General features: G+C 71.8%; 7 protein-coding genes. 2 read left to right on the forward strand and 5 right to left on the reverse strand.

Annotated elements, in window-relative coordinates; genetic code table 11:
- Nucleotides 1-68: 68 nt before the first annotated feature.
- Both ACIA1L_RS32495 and ACIA1L_RS32500 read right to left on the reverse strand, forming a co-directional pair.
- On the reverse strand, nucleotides 69-2,993 hold the full coding sequence (locus ACIA1L_RS32495; RefSeq protein WP_396076891.1) for a M28 family peptidase: 2,925 nt from the start codon (nucleotides 2,991-2,993) through the stop codon (nucleotides 69-71).
- A gap of 150 nt (nucleotides 2,994-3,143) precedes the next feature.
- The gene (locus ACIA1L_RS32500) at nucleotides 3,144-3,794 is read right to left on the reverse strand and encodes a TetR/AcrR family transcriptional regulator (RefSeq protein ID WP_396076893.1); all 651 of its coding nucleotides are present in this window, start codon (nucleotides 3,792-3,794) and stop codon (nucleotides 3,144-3,146) included.
- Between the two features lie 67 nt (nucleotides 3,795-3,861).
- On the opposite strand from ACIA1L_RS32500, the gene ACIA1L_RS32505 reads away from it, so the two are divergent.
- Nucleotides 3,862-5,538 carry a phytoene desaturase family protein gene (locus ACIA1L_RS32505; RefSeq protein WP_396076894.1) on the forward strand — a complete coding sequence of 559 codons (1,677 nt, stop codon included), beginning with the start codon at nucleotides 3,862-3,864 and terminating at the stop codon, nucleotides 5,536-5,538.
- Nucleotides 5,535-6,080, forward strand: coding sequence for a hypothetical protein (locus ACIA1L_RS32510; RefSeq protein WP_396076895.1), 546 nt, complete (start codon nucleotides 5,535-5,537; stop codon nucleotides 6,078-6,080). Before ACIA1L_RS32505 ends, ACIA1L_RS32510 begins: the two co-directional genes overlap by 4 nt.
- On the opposite strand, the gene ACIA1L_RS32515 is transcribed toward ACIA1L_RS32510, so the two are convergent.
- From ACIA1L_RS32515 to ACIA1L_RS32525, 3 genes are all read right to left on the reverse strand, one after another.
- Nucleotides 6,071-6,946 carry an alpha/beta fold hydrolase gene (locus ACIA1L_RS32515; protein WP_396076896.1) on the reverse strand — a complete coding sequence of 292 codons (876 nt, stop codon included), beginning with the start codon at nucleotides 6,944-6,946 and terminating at the stop codon, nucleotides 6,071-6,073. The two genes, ACIA1L_RS32510 and ACIA1L_RS32515, sit on opposite strands and share 10 nt — an antisense overlap.
- A 68-nt stretch (nucleotides 6,947-7,014) precedes the next feature.
- Nucleotides 7,015-8,289, reverse strand: a complete 1,275-nt coding sequence (locus tag ACIA1L_RS32520) for an MFS transporter (RefSeq protein ID WP_396076897.1) — start codon at nucleotides 8,287-8,289, stop codon at nucleotides 7,015-7,017.
- Nucleotides 8,286-18,884, reverse strand: a complete 10,599-nt coding sequence (locus ACIA1L_RS32525; RefSeq protein WP_396076898.1) for an amino acid adenylation domain-containing protein — start codon at nucleotides 18,882-18,884, stop codon at nucleotides 8,286-8,288. The genes ACIA1L_RS32520 and ACIA1L_RS32525 overlap by 4 nt, the downstream gene beginning before the upstream one ends.
- Between the last annotated feature and the right edge of the window lie 89 nt (nucleotides 18,885-18,973).

Below are 18,973 nucleotides of genomic sequence, written 5' to 3' on the forward strand. Positions count from 1 at the left end.
ACCGACAATAGCGGCAGGGGACGGACCGCGCCCACCGCGGTCCGTCCCCTGCCAGTGCCCCTGACCCTCTAGAAGGTCAGGCCCCAGGAACGCAATGTGCCGGTGTCACCGGTGTAGAGGTCGCGCACCCGCAGCTTCCAGGTGCCCGCGGCCTGCTCGGCCGAGGCGTCGACCGTCACGTCGAGCTTGACGTCGTCGGCCCGGTCGAACCGGCTCGACTTCTTGAGCCGGAACTCCGTGCCGTCCGGCGCGATCAGGTGGATCTCCAGGTCGCCCCGGAAGGTGTGCGCGATGTCGGCGTCGACCTTGAGGTTGGCCGAGGCCTGACCCTGCCGCTGCACCGTGATCGGCGACTCGACGGCGGCCCGGTCGCGGATCGCGAACGGGGCGTCGTTGGACACCCGAGCGCCAGTCGACTCCACCGGCGCCTTGACCCCGGTCAGCTTCCAGGCGGCGTACGCGGCCACGTCGGTGTGCGTGTCCAGGGCGGCGGTGCTGATGTTGTCCAGAGTGTCGCAGTCCTTGTGGTAGCAGGGGTCGAACGGCTGTCCGGCCTTGCCACCCCAGCGCTGGGCCTGGGCCTGGCTCATCGTGGCGGCGAGGCTCAGCGTGGCGGTGCCGCCGCTGGGGATGCCGGCCGCCATGAACGCGGCGTGGTCGGAGCGGCCGCGCAGGCCGACGCCCTCGGACTCGATGCTCTTGGCGGTGAAGCCCTCCTGGAAGGCCTGCGTGATGAACGCGCCCTTGGCGTCGTCGTTGTAGACGAAGTACCCCGGGTTCGGCGAACCGATCATGTCGAAGTTCAGGTACGCGGTCAGCTTGGCCTTCTCGGCGGCGGGCAGCGAAGCCACGTACGCCTTCGACCCGACCAGGCCGTCCTCCTCCGCACCCCACCAGCCGAAGCGGATGGCCTTGTCGCCCTTGGCGCCGGAGGCGGCGTAGGTCAGCGCGACCTCGAGGACGCCGGCGGAGCCGCTGCCGTTGTCGTTGATGCCGGGGCCCTCGTCGACGCTGTCCAGGTGCGCGCCGAGCATGACGACCTGGTTCGGGTCGCCCCGGCCGGGCAGGTCAGCGATCAGGTTGTAGCCGGTCTTGCCCCCCGAGGTGAACTCGGTGACCTTGGTGGTGTAGCCGGCGGCGTCCAGCTTGCTCTTGACGTAGTCGATCGAAGCCTGGTAGCCGGGGGTGCCGTGCGCGCGGTTGCCGCCGTTTTCCTCGGCGATGCGGGCGAACTCGTCCAGGTGCGCCTCGACCTTGGCGCCGTCGATGTCCGGGGCCGTCGAGGTGGTCTGGCCGCCGTTCGGCGCGGGCGCCGAGGGGACCGGGCCGGACGGAGTTGCCGACGGGGTCGCGGACGGCGTGGCGGTCGGCTTCGGCGCCGGGTCGGTCGGCGTCGCGGTGCAGGTCGGGTCGTTCTGCGCCGGCACGGTCACCGCGTCCCAGGCTGCCTTGACGGCGTCGAACTCGGTGCAGCTGTTCGGGTGCAGTTCCTTCGTCGCGTCCAGGGTCGCCTTGCGGACCTGGCTGTAGGTCCAGCCGGAGGTCTTGCGCAGCAGGGCGTGGTAGTAGATCTCGCCCGCTTCCCACAGGCCGATGCCGGTGACCGTCTTGTTGTTGCAGGTCGGGCTGGCCGGCTTGCCCGCAGGCTTGGAGCCCTCCGCGGCCAGGTAGAACCAGTGGTTCAGCGGGCCGGCGGCCGAGTGCACCTCGGTGCGCGGGATGGCGGTGGTCCAGCAGTTCGGGTCGCCGCTCTGCGCCGGGTCGAACATGGTGCGGATCGGGCCCTGGCCGACCAGATCGACCTCTTCGCCGACGAGGTAGTCCGCGGGGTCGTTGGGGTTGTTGGCGAAGTGCTCGGCGAGCGTGCCGAAGATGTCGCCGGTGCCCTCGTTGATGCCGCCGGTCTCGTTCGAGGTGCCGCGGCTGCCGCCGGGGGTGTGGCAGAAGACGCCGTGGCCCAGCTCGTGTGCGACCACGTCGACCGAGTTGACCTGGCGGGCGTTGTCCTGGGTGTGGCCGTACTTGGTCTCGTCGCGGCTGGCGTCGCCGTTGCCGGCGCAGCTGTAGAAGGCGTTGACGTCGTCCAGCCCGACGAACATGGTGGCGGTGCGGCCCTTGCCGTCGATGCCGTTCCGGTTGAACTTGGTCTTCAGCATGTCCCACATGGTGGCGCCGGCGAACTGGGTGTCGACCGCGCCGGTGACCAGGTCTTTCGCCTGACCGTTGCCCCAGGAGTCGTCGGCGTCGGTGAAGGCGCGACCGCCGGACTCGTTGACCGTACGCATATTGCCGCGGGTCGGGTCTTTCAGCTCGAACTGGCCGCCGCTGCCGGTGGTGCCCAGCTGCACCTTGCCGTTGTAGTGGCCGTTGCCGGTGCCACCGGCGATCTCGTCCCAGGAGCCGGCGTAGGCGCCGGTGCGCGCGTCGATGAAGGCGTGCACCCGGCTGGGACCGTGGTCGGACTGGCCGTCGACGACGACCTCCCAGACGAGGCGGCCCTTCTCCTCGGCGATGACGCCGAGCGTCGGCGTGCCGCGCACCTTGCCGGGGTGCTTGCCCAGGGCGGCGGCGCTCGCCTGCTTCGCCGTGAGCTTGGCCTTGGTGGTGACCTTCAGCGGCCCGGCTGCGGCGGTGCTGCCCTTGACCGCACCGTCCTTGCCGGTGACCACGACGGTGTCACCGCCGACGAAGACCGGCAGATCTTGATAGGTACGGGCGTAGCTGACGTAGGTCAGTCCACGCTCGGTCGTGGTCGCCTGCTGGCGGGTGAACTTCTCCCCCGAGCCCTTCGTGAAGCCGGTCGAGCTGCCGGTGACGTACTGGTCGGCGGCCGCGGTGCTGACGGCGAGCTGGTCGGCGGCGTTGGGCGGGTTGACCCCGGCGCTGACGGTGTATCCGGCGGTCACGACCGCGCCGGTGCCGAGCACGGCGAGCGTGACGCCGCCGAAAACGGTCGCGCGCAGTGCCGCCCTGCTCTTCCTCGCATGCTTCACGAGTGGTCCTCCCCAGGCCCGAATCGATCATCGTGACGCTGGGAGTCTGGGCGTCGGTGCCTTAAGGGCGCCGGAAGGTTCGCTATCAGAGCGGTAACGGCATCGTTATAGATGACGTATTCGATACGCTGCGGCGCCAAGCCACACCGGTCAGTGACGGGCGGGCTCGTCGGTCGTGAGTCCCGTGATCGAGGCGAGTGTGGAGTCCGGGTCGGCACCGAGCCCGGCGAGAAGGTTGACGAGCATCGGCACCAGGACCCGCGGGACGCCGTCCGCGCCGAAGTAGCCGCCGACGTCGAGCAGGACGTACCCGTGCATGGCGGTCCACAGTTGAGCCGCGATCGCTGCGGGATCGGCCGGGCGCAACCGGCCCTGCGCCACCGCACGTTGGGTGCCGGCCACGATCTCGTCGAAGGTGTACCGGCCGCGGCCGCGCTCGGAGGCGGCCTGTGGCCGGAACTTGCCGAGGGCCGCGCTGCCGAACATGACCGCGTACAGATGCGGGTTCTGGCGGGCGTTGATCAGGTAGGCCTGGGCCAGCCCGGCCAGGTCGGCGATCGCGTCCTCGCTGCGCGGCACCTCCGCGAGCAGGGCGGCGAGCCGGGCGAAGCCTTCCGCGACCACCGCGTCGGCGAGGTCGGCCATCGAGCCGAAGTGGGTGTAGACCCCCATGGTGGAAGTCTCGGCCTCCGCGGCGGCCCGGCGCAGCGTGAGGGCCGCGGGTCCCTCCTCGGCGAGCAGCCGGGCGGCACCTTCGAGCAGGCGGACCCGCACGTCAGGCTGGGCTCGGTGGTCGGTCACGCGACCGATCCTAGCGCTATAGCAATTGATATATCATGTGCTATGGTCGGCGTTGGAGGTGTCCTTCATGACTGAGTGGGACGCGATCGTCATCGGCTCCGGCCTCGGCGGGCTCACCTGCGCCGCCTACCTCACCGCCGCCGGCAAGCGCACCCTGGTGCTCGAGCAGAACCAGGTGGCCGGCGGCTGCAGCCAGGTGTTCCGCCGCAAGGGCAACCGCTACGAGTTCGACGTCGGCATGCACTACATCGGCGAATGCCACCCCGAGGGACGGATGACGGCAGCGCTGCGCGGCCTCGGCCTGGACCAGCGGATCGAGTTCCGCCCGCTCGACCCGGACGGGCACTCCACCCTGGTGTTCCCGGGCCTCACCTTCCGGGTGCCGAGCGACTGGGACACCTACCTTGAGCGACTGGCCGAGGCGTTCCCCCGCGAACGACGCCGGCTGCGGCTGGCCGCCGGCATCCTGCGGCGGGTCGGCACCGAGCTGCGCCGCGGTGAACTGCCCGGCCGGAGCCTGCGCAGCCTGCTGCGATTCGCCCGGTCGGCCCCGACACTCGCCACGCTCGGCCAGCTGCCGCTGAGCCGACTCTTCGCCCTGTGCCGGCTCAGCCCGCTGGCTCGGGCGGTGCTGGTCGGCGAGTCCGGCGACTACGGCACACCGCCGTCGCGGTCCTCGGTCGCCTTGCACGGCGGGTTCCTCGATCACTACCTCACCGGCGGCGCCTGGTATCCCCGCGGCGGCGGCCAGGTCCTGCCGGCCCAGCTCATCGACGTCATCGCGACCCACGGCGGCGCGGTGCGCACCAAGACCCGGGTGCGGAGGATCCTCGTCGAGAACGGGACCGTCACCGGCGTCGAACTGGATGGCGGCGAGCGAGTCCAGGCGCCGATCGTCGTGTCCGGGGCGGACCTCAAACGCACCTACCTCGACCTCGTCGGGCCAGAGCACCTGCGCCCGCAGACCGTCGCCCGGATCGGGAAGTACCGGATGGCGCTACCGCTGTTCAGCGTCTACCTCGGACTGGACATCGATCTCACCGAGCGGCTCCCCAACAGCACCTACTGGTGTTACCCGCACACCGACGTGGAAGGCGTCTACCGCGACGTGCTGGAGGGCCGGCTCCCCGCCGAGGTGCCGATCTTCCTCACTTCGGCCAGCACGAAGGACCCGGGCAACCCGCACACCGCTCCGGCCGGCCACAGCACGGTCGAGGTGATGTGCCTCGCCCCGCAGGGCACGTTCTGGCCGAGCGGCGACGACTATCGCCGCGACGCGGACTACCTCGCCCGCAAGGAGAAGCTCACCGAGCAACTCATCGACCGGGCCGCCACCGTGATCGGCGGCCTGCGGGACCACATCGTCTGGCAGGAAGCGTCCACGCCGGCCACCCAGGAACGGTTCACCCTGTCCACCCAGGGATCCTGCTACGGCATCGAGATGGCCGCCGACCAGATCGGCCCGCGCCGGCCCGGCCCGCGCACCGAGATCCGCGGCCTCTGGCTCACCGGCGCCAGCACCATCTGGGGCAACGGCATCGTCGGCGCTGTCAGCAGCGGACTGGGTACGGCCGGAGCGATCCTGCGCCGCCCGCTGAGCGCCGAGGTGCGCGCCGGAGCGGTGCTCGCCGACCCGGCCAAGCTCAGCCCGATCGGCCCGAACTGGGACCCCCTCGCGGCGTCCAAGCCCAGCTCCCCGCTGCGTCGCCGCTCCCGCACCGGGTCCGGTAGAACTGAGCGGTGACACTCACTCTCTGCACCGACCGGACAGCCGCCGACTGGCTCACCGACAGCCCGCTGCCCTGGCAACGGCTCGTGGCGTTCGGTCCGGCGGGATTCGCGGCCTCCGCACGGCTCCGGCTGTTGCCTGATCCCGCATACCCGGAGCAGAGCGAGAACGACGTCGAGGCCGAGGAGTGGCGCTCCGGGCAACTCCCTGTCCTGTTCGAGGTCCTGGCGGCCGGAACGACCACGCCGGACGACTGCTCCTTCTGCTTCTGGGAGGGTTCCGGCATCTCCTGGGCCGGCAAGCCCACTGGGGACGGCCCGAAGGTGGTGCTGCCCGAACGTGCGTACTGGCTGTTCCGCGGGCCCGCGACCACGCCCGTTGCCGAGGAGCCGGCGTTCGTGTGGCCCGCGGACCGGGCCTGGTGCTTCGCTTTCGACGTGGATCCGCACTGGGCGGGGATCAGCGGCCCGATCGACCTGATCGACCGGCTGGTGGCCGACCCCCGCCTCGACGTCGTCCGCGCCGACCCGGACGAGCCGCAGCCGCACTATCGCTGAAGGACCGCGCGCAGCTTGGCGGCGAACTCTTCGGGTTTGCCCGCATAGCCGAACTCGCCGCCGAGGAAGCCGCCGTGGTGGCTGGGAAACACCGTGGCCTCCTGGCCGAGCAGCGCTGCCGTGCCCAGCGCCGTCCGCGCGGTGTAGGTGCCCGCGGACTCCTCGCCGACCGCGATCACGATCCGGGTCGGCGCGGCGGTCAGCGCTGCGGCGTCCGGCTGGAAGTCGGTCACCGCCCAGGACTTCCTCGACAGCAGCGGATCGTCGCGGTTGCCGTCGTCGGTGGCGGGCATGCCCATCAGCGCCGGATCGGGTAGCGGCTGGGCGAAGAACTCCTCGGTGAACTCGCCCTGCCAGGCAGCCATCGCCATGAACGCCGCCATGCCCGCGCCGAACCCCTTCGCCTCGTACGCGTCGTTGAAGCGGGCCCGGCCACGGGTAGCCGCCTCCGCGTCCGGCAGCACCGCGTTGATCGGCGGTTCGTGGGCGACCAGGGTGGCGACGTCGTCCGGATGGGCCGCGACCCAGGCCAGGGCGGTCACCGCGCCGCCGCTGCTGGCGAAGACGTCCACCGGCCCGGCGCCCAGCTCGCCCACCAGCGCGTGCAGGTCGGCCGCCTGGTCCTGCGGCGTGTGGTCGGTCCGGCCGTCCCGCCGGGTGGTGCTCCGCCCCAGACCACGCGGGTCGTACGTCACCACCGTCCGGTCGGTGAAGTGGGCGGCGAGCGCACCGAAGCCGTCCGCCGTCATCGGCTGGCCGATCATGACCAGCACCGGGTTTCCGGCGGCGGGCGGAAGCGGTCCGCGCACGTCGTAGACCAGGTCCACATCGGGCGTGACGAGGGTGTGTGTCTGCGGCTGCGTCATAACGCCGACAGTACGACAGCCGAGGCCGGGGAAGCGGACTCGCCACTCCCCCGGCCTCGGCTGCTGTCTCAGTTCGCCGGAGCCGGTTCCTTGCCGCGCAGCGTCAGCAGGACCAAGGCCACCGGCAGCAGGCCCAAGCCTTGGATGAGGCACAGCGTCTGCGGCTCCAAGGCATCGCCCAGGAACCCGAAGGTCAGCGACGCCACCGGGAAGGTGACCGTCATCAACGCCTGCATGGCGGCGAAGAAGACCGGCTTGTCGCCCGCCGGGACGGTGTGCTGGAACAAGGTCACGAACTTGACCCCGAGCAAGCCCGCACACCAGCCGACCACGAACAGCGCCACCGGGATCACGACCCGATCGGTCACCAGGCCCGGCACGAGCAGGCCCGTGGCGATGCCCGCGATGCAGAGCGGGCCGAGCGTCGCCGGGCGCCCGGGAATGTGCGGGCCGGAGAACGAGCCGACCAGCATGCCGATGCCGAGGGCCGCCTGGAACAGCACCAGGGTGGACGGGCTGTCACCGAACAGGCCGCGCACGTAGAGCGGATAGATGACCGCACCGGCGGTGGCGAACAGGTTCGCCGCGGCGAAGCAGACCAGCACGGACCGGATGAACGGCAGGTCGGCGAGGACGTGCCGCAGTTTGCGCCGGACCGGTGCGGGCGCCGGGGCGACCAGCGTGCTCGTGCCGCCGGACCCGGCCGCACCGGACGGGTCCGGGTCGGCGGGCGGCTCCGGCGCCTGCAGCGACGCCGGCCGGAAAGCGGTGAAGTGCAACAGCACCGCCGACAGGAGATAGCTGCCCGCGCAAACCCCGACGAGGGCCGCAGGGCCACCGAGGTGGACCAGGAACGGCCCCGCCACCGCCCCGGACAGCCCGGCGATGGACTGGGTGGACATCTCGAACGACGTCGCGTGCTGAATGTCCTCCTTGTCCACCAGCTCCGGCACCGACTTGGTCAGGCACGGGTCGAAGAAGCATTGCGCGGCAGCCAACAGGAGCACTGCGGCGTACGGCGCGAGCAGCGGCAGCTCCCCGACCAGCGCCCACACCAGCAGGACCAGGGCGACGGTAGCCGCGCACAGCTCGGCTGCCCGCATGATGGTGCGGCTCGCGTACCGGGACAGGGTGCGGGCCACCACGGGGATGAGCAGGACGGCAGGCAGGCTGGCCAGCATCATGAACGGACCGGTCGAACGGCCCCGGTGCGCCTCGCTGACCGCGCTGACCACCCACCACACGATGCCGGTCTGGAACATCCGCCCGGCGACCTGACTGCCGATCTGCGCGGCCCACACCCGGGCGAAGGCCCGGTTGCGCAGGATCAGGGGCTTGCTCATGAACGCTCCAAGGGCAGGAAACCGGTGTGGATGAGGAACCGCACATAGCGGGCGAGGACGTCCGGCCCGACGGCTGGACACTCGACACCGGAACCGGCGAGCTCCTGTCGGGTGATGGTGCTGTCGCAGCGCGGCGTCGGTTCGCTGCGCTGTCTGCTGGTCGAGGCGCCCGGCATGAGCGCCACACCCGGTAGCGAGCTGCCCGGGCCGGCGGTCCGCGCGGCGTCGTCGAGGGCGACAACCCAGTCGTCCCACGTCAGCCGCCGCAACCCGACGCCGGTGGCGCGGAGCGCGTCGAACACCCCCTCCGGCCGGGTGTGCACCGGGTTGACCAGGTGGAAGGCTGAGCCGTCCAACGCCGCAGTCCGGGACAGCCGGACGAACGCGGCTGCCACGTAATCGGCAGGGACCATGTCGACGGCGGCAAGCTGGTCGCCGTCCGGAGCGGCACCGAGCTCGACGCACGCCCGGACCAGGTTCCAGAACGCGTCGCCGGCACCGGTGGCGCCGCTCGTCGCCGCACCGCTGATCCGGCTGGGCCGGTGGATGGACACGGGTAGGCCGCGCCGGGCCGCCTCGCGGAGCAGCTCCTCCGCCACCCACTTGGTCTGGATGTAGCCGTTGGCCGGCAGCCCGTCCACCTCGACCCGTCGATCCTCGGTGAAGACCGTCTCCGCATCCTTCGTGGAGAACAGCACGCTGGTGGTGGAGACGTAGTGCAACGGGATTCCGCGTACCGCGGCCAGCCTGATCAGATCCAGGGTGGCGGCGACGTTGGTCACCCGCATCCGCTCGTACGGGTCGGCCAGGTGCACTCGGGCGCCGTTGTGGTAGATCACGTCGACCGTGCCGGAGAGCTCCGTGAACCGGGCGTCACCGAGACCCAGCAGCGGCTCCTCAAGGTCACCAGGCAGCGCGATGATCCGGCCCCGGTACCGCTCGTCCCACAGCAGGTACCGGGTCAGGCCGCTCTCGATCCGCGCCAGAGCTGCGCTCGGGTCGGCGGCCCGTACCGGGCAGATGATCCGGGCCTGCGGATGCACCGTGAGCAACTCGGCGAGCAGGAAGGAGCCGAGGAAGCCGGAGGCGCCGGTGAGCAGGATCAGCTCCGGCTCCTGGCCCGGCCGGTATCCGCCGGTGCCGATGGTGAGCGCCGGGTCGAGCCGGGCGTCGGCGACCAGCATCGCGGTGCCGGCCGTGCGGGCGACGCCGGCCAGCGTTTCCGCTACCGCGGCGACCGTACGGCCGAGGAACACGTCCCGGACGGACAGTTCGACGTCGAGTGCGGCTCGAATCCGCGCCGCCAGCCGCGTCGCCAGCAGGGAGTGCCCGCCGAGGGTGAAGAAGTCGTCGTCGATGCCGACGGCGGGCAGGCCCAGTTCCTCGGCGAACAGGTCGCACAGGACCTGCTCGCGCTCGTCGCGTGCTCCCCGGCCGAGGTCGGCGACCACGACCGGTGCGGGCAGCGCAGCCCGATCGATCTTGCGGTTGGTGGTCAGCGGCATGACGTCGAGCACGACCACTGCCGGCACCATGAAGCTGGGCAGCAGCCTCGCGGTGTGGTCCCGCACCCCGTCGGGGTCGGGCACGCGGCCGGCCGCCGGCGTCACGTAAGCGACGAGACGTTTGTCGCCGGGCCGGTCCTCCCGCACGATCACCGCGGCCTGGTGCACGTCCGGGTGGCCGGCGACCACCCGGGTGACCTCGCCCAGCTCGATCCGGAAGCCACGGATCTTCACCTGGTCGTCGGTCCGGCCGAGGAACACGAGCTGCCCGTCCGGAGCCCACTTCATCAGGTCACCGGTGCGGTACATCCGCTCCCCCGGAGTGCCCCACGGGCAGGCCACGAAGCGTTCCGAGGACAGGCCGGGCCGGTGCAGGTAGCCGCGGGCCACCCCGGGTCCGGCCAGGTACAGCTCGCCCGCCACGCCGGGTGGCACCGGCCGCAGGCGCTGGTCCAGCACGTACGCCCGCATGTTGGTCAGCGGTCCACCGATCGGCGCCGGCCACTGCCCCGGGCGCAGCGGGCGGCTGTTGGTGGCGTCCACCGTGCACTCGGTCGGCCCGTAGCAGTTGATCATGCGGCGAATTCCGGCCCACCGGTCCACCACCTCGGCGGACACGGCCTCACCCGCCACCACCAGCGTGTGCACGCCGGCCAGGGAGTTCTCCGGGAGCACGGCCAGCGCGGCCGGCGGGATGGTCATGTGGGTCACGCCGGTGGCGTCGACCGTGTCGGCCAGCGGCGGTCCGACGGTCAGCCGATCCTTCGACGGCACCACCAGGGCCGCGCCGGACAACAGAGCCGGCCAGATCTCCGCCTGCGCGCCGTCGAAACTGGGCGAGGCGAACTGGAGGAACCGACTGTCCGGTCCCATCTCGTACCCGTCGACCAGGGCGCGGACCAGGCTCGCGACGCCGGTGTGGCTGACCGCGACGCCCTTGGGTCGGCCGGTGGAGCCCGAGGTGTAGATGACGTAGGCCGTGTTCACCAGCCGCAATGGGCGGACCCGGTCCCCATCGGTCACCGGATAGACCGGCTGGGCGGCCACCTCGGCGGCCACCTCGGCCGAGTCCAGCACGGCCAGCGGCGCGTCGACCGGCGGGAGGCCGCTGGCCGTCTCGGCGACGGTCAACACCACCACCGGCCGCGCGTCCTCGACCGTGAACCGGATCCGCTCGGCCGGGTAGGCCGGGTCGATCGGCAGGAACGCCGCACCCGTCTTGGCGACCGCCACCATGGCGACGATCCAGTGCACGGAGCGCGGGAACGACAGCGCCACCAGATCCTCGGGGCCGGCGCCGCGCCCGATCAGCCAGCGCGCCAACGTCGTCGCCCGCGCATCCAGCTCCGCGTAGGTGAGGGTGCTGTCGTCACCGATCAGTGCCGTGGCGTTTGGCGTACGGGCGACCTGCGCCGTGAACAGCGCGTCGATCGTGTCGGTATGTACCGCCGTCCGTGTGTCGTTCCACGTCTGCAGCACCTGGGTCCGCTCCGCCGCGGAGAGCACGTCGAGGCGGCCGATCGGACGGTCCGGCGTGGTCGCCACCGCCTCGATGACCCGGACCAGCCGGGCGGCCAGCGTCTCCGCCGTCCCCCGGTCGAACAGGTCAGCGGCGTATTCCAGCGTGCCCACAAGACCGGCCGGTTCGCCGTCCGCACCCACGTTCTCGCCGAATGTCGTGGTCAGGTCGAACTTGGCAATCGGCAGGCCCACCGGTTCGGGGGTCACGTCGAGGCCGCCGAAGCCGTATGCGCCCCGGGCGTTGTTCTGCAGCACGCACATCACCTGGAACAGTGGCTGCCGGGCCAGCGAACGGTCCGGGGCCAGCTCCTCGACCAGGTGGTCGAAGGGGACGTCGGCGTGCGCGTACCCGTCCAGGGCGGTTTCCCGGAACCGGGCCAGCAGCTCCGTGAACGCCGGGTCGCCGGACAGGTCGGCCCGCAGGACGAGGGTGTTGACGAAGAACCCGATCAGGTCGTCGAGGGCTTCGTCGGCCCGGCCCGCGACGGGCGTGCCGATGGGCAGGTCGTCGCCGGCGCCGAGCCGGTGCAGCAGCACCGCGAACGCGGCCTGCAACACCATGTGCAGCGTGGCGTCGTGCTCGCGGGCCAGGTCGACCAGCGCGCGGTGCAGCTCGGGGCGCACCGTGAACGGCACGTGACCGCCGGCGTGCGAGGGCACCGCCGGGCGGGCCCGGTCGAAGGGCAACTCCAGCTCGGCCGGCATCCCGGCCAGGGCCTTGCGCCAGTACGCGGTCTGCGTGCCGATCAGGCTCTCCGGGTCGCCGACCGCGCCGAACAGCTCGTGCTGCCAGAGCGTGTAGTCGGCGTACTGCACCGGCAGCGGCGCCCAGTTCGGCCCCTCCCCCGCGATCCGGGCGGTGTACGCCTGTCCGAGGTCACGCAGCAGCGGCGTCATCGACCAGCCGTCGCCCGCGATGTGGTGCATGACCACCGCGAGCACGTACTCCTCCGGGCCCAGCTCGAACAGCCGTACCCGGACGGGCGCCTCGGCACCCAGGTCGAACAGGTGGTTGATGGCATCGGCCAGGGCGGCGTCCAGTTCGGCCGGTGCGATCCGGACGTGGTCCAGCCGCAGTCGGCCCTCGGCGGGGTCCAGCACCCGCTGCACCGGGCTGCCGTCCTGCTCGGCGAACAGCGTACGCAGGGTCTCGTGCCGGGCGACCAGGTCGTCCAACGCTGAGCGCAGCGCGGCCGTGTCCAGGACGCCCCGCACCCGCAGCAGGACGGGCATGTTGTAGGTGGCGCTCGGCCCTTCGAGCTGGTGCAGGAACCACAGCCGGCGCTGGGCGGCCGACAGCGGCAGCTCGGCGGGCCGGGTCATGGCGAGCAGCGCGGGCCGGATGTCACCGGCCGCGGTGGCCGCGACGGCGGCGAGGCGGGCCGGGGTGGACGCGGTGAACACGTCCCGGACGGCGATCTGGACGCCGAGCGCGGCGCGGACCCGCGAGGCTAGCCGGGCCGCGAGCAGCGAGTGCCCACCGAGGGTGAAGAAGTCGTCGTCGATGCCGATAGACGGCAGGCCGAGCAGGTCCGCAAAGAGTCCACAGAGGATCTCCTCGCGCTCGTTGCGCGGCGCGCGGGCGGGCCCGGTGAGGACGGCGAGGTCCGGTACGGGCAGCGCCTTGCGGTCGACCTTGCCGTTGATGGTTAGCGGCAGCGTGTCCAGGGGCACCACGACGGCCGGCACCATGAACTCGGGCAGCAGCCGGGCCGCGCACTCGCGGACCTCGGTGGCGCTGACCGGGCGGCCGGAGCGGCCGGGGGTGACGTAACCGACCAGCCGCTGGTCACCGGGCCGGCCCTCGCGGACGACCACGACCGTCTGGCCGACGTCGTGGTGGGCGGCCAGCGCCGCCTCGATTTCGCCGAGCTCGATCCGGAACCCACGCAGTTTCACCTGACCGTCGGTGCGGCCCACGAAGACGATCTGGCCGGCGGAGTTCCACCGGACGAGGTCGCCGGTGCGGTACATCCGCACGCCGGGGCGGCCGGTCGGGTCGGCGACGAAGCGTTCGGCGGTCAGGTCGGCGCGGCCGACGTAGCCGCGGGCGAGGCCGGGTCCGGCGAGGTACAGCTCGCCGATGACGCCGTGCGCCACCGGTTGCAGATGCCGGTCGAGCACGTACGCGCGCATCCCGTCCAACGGCGTGCCGATCGGTGCGTCCTCCTCGGGCAGGTCCGCCGAGTCGGTCATCGGGTACGCGGTCGCGAAGGTCGTCGCCTCGGTCGGGCCGTACACATGGCTCAGGGTGGTGTTCGGGCAGTTCTTGAGGAACCGGCGCATCGTGCCGGGGCTGCCCGCCTCACCACCGGTCAGCACCTCGCGCAGCCCGCCCAGGTGCTCGGAGCCCTCCTCGACGAGCAGATTGAACAGTGCGGTGGTGAGGAACGCCGAGGTGACCCGCCCCTCGGCGATCGTCCGGCCGAGCGTCGGCACGTCCAGTTCGCCGGCCGGAGCGACGACGACCGTCCCGCCGCGCAGCAGCGGCACCCACAACTCGTAGGTGGAGGCGTCGAAGGCGTGCGGCGAGCGGCACAGCACCCGGTCGTGGGCGCCGCCGTCCCAGCGCCGGTCGGCGACCAGCGCGACGATGTCGCGGTGCCGGACCGCCACACCCTTGGGGCGCCCGGTCGAGCCCGAGGTGTACATGACGTAGCCGAGGCTGTCGGGGTGCGGCCGGATGCCCGGGTCGTGGTCCGCCCCCGGCTGGTCCGTGGCGACGAGCACCGTGGCGTGATGCTCGAACTCCAGCCCGGCCAGCTCCGGGTCGACGAGCAGCACGGCGGCGTTCGCCTGCCCGGCGATCCAGCTCAGCCGGTCGGCCGGGTAGGTCGGCAGCAGCGGGACGTACGCGCCGCCGGCCTTGAGCACGGCCAGCATGCTGACGACCAGGTCGATCGAGCGGTCCATCAGGACGGCCACGGCCGTCTCGGGGCCCGTCCCGGCGGCGATCAGCCGGTGGGCGAGCCGGTTGGCCCGGACCTCGAGTTCCGCGTACGTGACGGTCGTGTCGCCCAGGACCAGGGCCGGAGCGTCCGGGGTCCGGGCGACCTGCGCCGCGAACATCTCCGGCACCGAGGTGACCGGCGGCCGGGGCAGCGTCCGGTCCCCGGCGGTGAGCATCTGCTGGTGCTCGGCCGGGGTGAGGGTGCCGAGCCGGGCGAGCCGGATGTGCGGGTCGGCGGCCACGGTGGTCAGGATCCGGATCAGCCGGTCGGTGAGGGACTGTGCGGTGGAGCGGTCGAAGACGTCGGCGGCGTACTCGACGACGCCGGCGAGCCCGCCCGGCTCCGCGCGGCTGCCCAGCTCCTCGAACGCGGCGAGCAGGTCGAACTTCGCCACGTTCAGGTTCATCGGCACGGCGGCGACGGTGAGCCCGGGGAAGGTCAGTCCGGCGCTCGCGGTGTTCTGCAGGGCCAGCAACACCTGCACGAGCGGCTGCCGCGACGCCGACCGGGTCGGCGCCAGCTCCTCGACCACCCGGTCGAACGGCACGTCGGAGTGGGCCAGAGCGCTCAGCGCGGTCTCCCGGACCCGGGCCAGCAGGCCGGCGAAGGTGGGGTTGCCGCGCAGATCGGTGCGCAGCACCAGATTGTTGACGAAGAACCCGGCCAGATCGTCCAACGCCTCATCGGTACGCCCGGCGATGGGCACACCGATCGGCAGGTCGTCCCCGGCGCCGGCCCGGTGCAGCAGGACGGCGTACGCCGCTTCGAGGACCATGTAGAGGGTGGTGTCCGTCTCCCGGGCCACCTTCCACAGCGCCCGGTGCAGGTCGGCGTCCAGCCGGAACCGGATGTGCCCGCCCTGGTGGGTCGCGACCGCCGGGTGCGGGCGGTCGAACGGCAGCTCCAGCTCCTGCGGCGCGCCGGACAGGGTCTTCTTCCAGTACGCGAGCTGCTGGCTGAGCATGCTGTCCGGGTCGGCGCCGTCGCCGAGCAGTTCCCGCTGCCACATGGTGTAGTCGGCGTACCGGGCGACGAGCGGCGTCCACCGCGGAGCGTGTCCGGCGACCCGGGCGGTGTACGCGGTCGACAGGTCGCGCAGCAACGGCGCCATGGACCAGCCGTCGGCGGCGATGTGGTGGATGACCAGGCCGAGCACATGCTCGGTCGGCCCGAGTCGCCACAGCCAGGCGCGGACCGGCAGCTCCCGGTCGAGGTCGAACCGGACGGCGGCGGCGTCGTCCAGTTCGCCGCGCAGCGCGTCGGCGTCGAGGGTGACCTCGGTCAGCGTCATCTCGAGGTCGGCGGCACCCAGAACGAGCTGGCGCGGTTCGCCGTTCTCGTCCGGGAACACCGTACGCAGGCTCTCGTGGCGTCCGACGAGGTCGGTCAGCGCGGCGCGCAGGGCGGCGGCGTCGAGGTCTCCGTCGAGGCGCAGGGCGTACGGCATGTTGTAGGTGGCGCTGGGGCCTTCGAGCTGGTTGAGGAACCACAACCGCTGCTGGGCCGCCGACAACGGCAGCGGGTCGGGCAGGTCCATCATCCGCAGCCGGGGCCGAGCGGTGCCGGCTGCGGCCTCGGCGACGGCGGACAGCCGCGCGGGTGTCGACGCGGTGAACACCTCACGCACCGGCAACTCGATGTTCAGCGCTGTACGGGCCCGCGACGCGAGGCGGGTGGCGAGCAGCGAGTGCCCACCCAGCGCGAAGAAGTCGTCGTCGGCGCCGACCGTCTCCAGCCCGAGCACTTCGGCGAACAGGCCGCACATGATGCGTTCGACGGGCGTACGCGGCTCGCGGCTGGTTCCTGCGTGGGCGAGGTCGGGGGCGGGCAGCGCGCCCCGGTCGAGCTTGCCGTTGCCGGTCAGCGGGAACGCGGGCAGCACCATGACGACCGACGGGACCATGTAGTCGGGCAGGACCCGACCGACCTGGTCGCGGACCAGGACCGGGTCGACGTCACCGGTCACGTAGCCGATCAGCCGGTCGTCGCGGACCAGGACGGCCGCGCCTGTCACGCCGGGCTGCTGAGCCAGCACCTGCTCGACCTCGCCCAGCTCCACCCGGAAGCCACGGAGCTGGACCTGGTCGTCGCTGCGGCCCAGATATTCCAGGTGACCGTCGGCCAGCCAACGGCCCACGTCACCGGTGCGGTAGAGCCGCTCACCGGCCGCACCGAACGGGTTCGCCACGAAGCGCGTCGCGCTCAGGTCGGGGCGGTTGAGGTAGCCGCGGGCGAGTCCGGCGCCGGCGACGTAGAGCTCGCCGGCCACGCCGACCGGGACCGGGCGCAGGCGCTCGTCGAGGACGTACATGGCGAGGTCCGGGATCGCCGCGCCGACGACCGAGCCGGGCAGAGAGGCGGCGGACTCGGCGTCGAGGGCGATGTAGGAGACGTGCACGGTGGTCTCGGTGATGCCGTACATGTTCACCAGGACGGTGGTGGCGGGGTCGTGCCGCGAGTACCAGTCGGCCAGGCGACCCAGATCCAGGGCCTCGCCACCGAAGATGACCGTCCGCAACGACAGCTCGGCGCCGAGCGCCGGGGCGTCCCGGTCGGCGGCCATGAGCTGATAGAACGCCGACGGGGTCTGGTTGAGAACCGTGACCTTCTGGTCGACCAGCAGCCGGAGGAAGTCCTCCGGCGAGCGACTGTCCGCATAGGACACCACGACGAGGCGGCCGCCTTTGAGCAGCGGACCCCACAACTCCCAGACCGAGAAGTCGAACGCGTACGAGTGGAACAGCGTCCACACGTCGTCCGGGCCGAAGTCGAACCAGTGGTCGGTGCGGTCGAGCAGGCGTACCGCGTTGGTGTGCGGGACGACGACGCCCTTGGGGCGGCCGGTGGAACCGGAGGTGTAGATGACGTAGGCCGGGTGGGCGGGAAGCAGCGACACGCCCGGATCGGTGTCCGGCCGACCGGCGGAATCGGCGAGCGTCTCCGGCGTCACCGTGCATACCGGGTCGGCGTCCGCGAGCATGAAGGCGATCCGGTCGACCGGGTAGGTGGGGTCGACCGGCAGGTACGCCGCGCCGGACTTGAGCACGCCCAGCAGCGCCACCACGGCCTCGTGACAGCGCGGGAAGCGGATGGCGACCAGCTTCTCCGGGCCGGCACCGTGCGCGATCAGGTGGTGCGCGAGACGGTTCGCGGCCGCGTCGAGTTCGCCGTACGTCATGGACGTTTCGCCGCAGGTCAGAGCGATCGATTCGGGCCGGGCAGCCACCTGCGCCGCGAACCGGGTGACGATCGTGTCGGTGCCGACGTCATGTGGTTCCGGTGCGGTGGTGAGGGCCCGGCGCTCGTCCGACGCCAGCAGTTCGACATCGCGGACCAGGGCGTCCGGGGTGGCCGCAAGAGCGGCAAGGACAGTGCCGAGCCGGTCGGCGAGCGCCTGGACCGTGCCCGCGTCGAACACGTCGGTGGCGTACTCGATCATGCAGTCCACGCCGCCGGACCGCCGCTCGGTGAAGTTCACCAGCAGGTCGAACTTCGCCACGTTGAGCACGACGGGCTCGGTCTCCACCTGGATGCCGGGCAGGTCGAGACCGCCGGCGGCGTTGTTCTGCATGGTCACGATGACCTGGAACAGGGCCGTGCGGGCCAGCGAGCGGGTCGGGGCCAGCTCCTCCACCAGCTTGTCGAACGGCATATCCTGGTGCGCGAAGGCTCCCAGGGCGGTTTCCCGCAGCCGGGACAGCAGCTCCCGGAAGGTCGGCTCGCCGGACACGTCCGCGCGCAACACCAGCGTGTTGACGAAGAACCCGACCAGATCGTCCAGAGCCTCATCGGTACGCCCGGCGACGACCGTACCCACCGGGATGTCGTCCCCGGCGCCGAGCCGGTGCAGCAGGGCCGTGACCGCGGTATGCACCACCATGAACAGCGTGCTGTCGGTCTCCCGGGCCAGCTTCACCAGGGCGTGGTGCTGATCGGCGGGGATGGTGAAGGAGACCCGGTCGCCGTGGTGGCTCGGCACGGCCGGGTGCCGCCGGTCGAACGGGAGGACGATCTCGGCAGGTGAGCCGTCCAGGGCCTTACGCCAGTAGTCCAGCTGCTCGGCAAGGAGGCCGTGCTCGTCCCCGAGCAGCTCGCGCTGCCACATGGTGTAGTCGGTGTACTGGACCGGCAGCTCCTCCCAGTCCGGTGCCACGCCACCGAGGCGGGCCGCGTACGCCTGCGACAGGTCGCGCAGCAGTGGCCCGACCGACCAGCCGTCGCCGGCGATGTGGTGCACCACCAGGACCAGGACGTGGACGCCCGGCTCCGGGACGAACAGCCGCGCGTGCACCGGCAGGTCCACGGACAGGTCGAAGGTCTGCCGGCCAGCCGCGGTCAGCAGGTCCGGCAGGTCACCAGCCGCGACCGGCACGGCGACCAGGTCCAGATGCACCTGCCCCGGGTCGAGCACCAGCTGCACCGGGACGCCCTCCCGCTCGGGGAAGATCGTCCGCAGGCTTTCGTGCCGGGTGAGCACGTCCCGAAGTGCCGCGGCCAAGGCGCCGGCATCCAGGTCGCCGGTAAGGCGGAGCGCGAACGGCATGTTGTAGGTCGCGCTGGGGCCGTCCAGCTGGTTCAGGAACCACAGCCGCTGCTGGGCGTAGGACAAGGCGGTCACTGGTGGACCCTCCTCTCTACGGGACTTGAGAAGGTGCCCGTGGTTAGATGCCGGTGAGAGCCGGGGTGACGGCCCGTGGTGGTCGCCCT

The sequence above is a fragment of the Actinoplanes sp. NPDC051859 genome, assembly GCF_044452725.1.
Classification (GTDB): domain Bacteria; phylum Actinomycetota; class Actinomycetes; order Mycobacteriales; family Micromonosporaceae; genus Actinoplanes.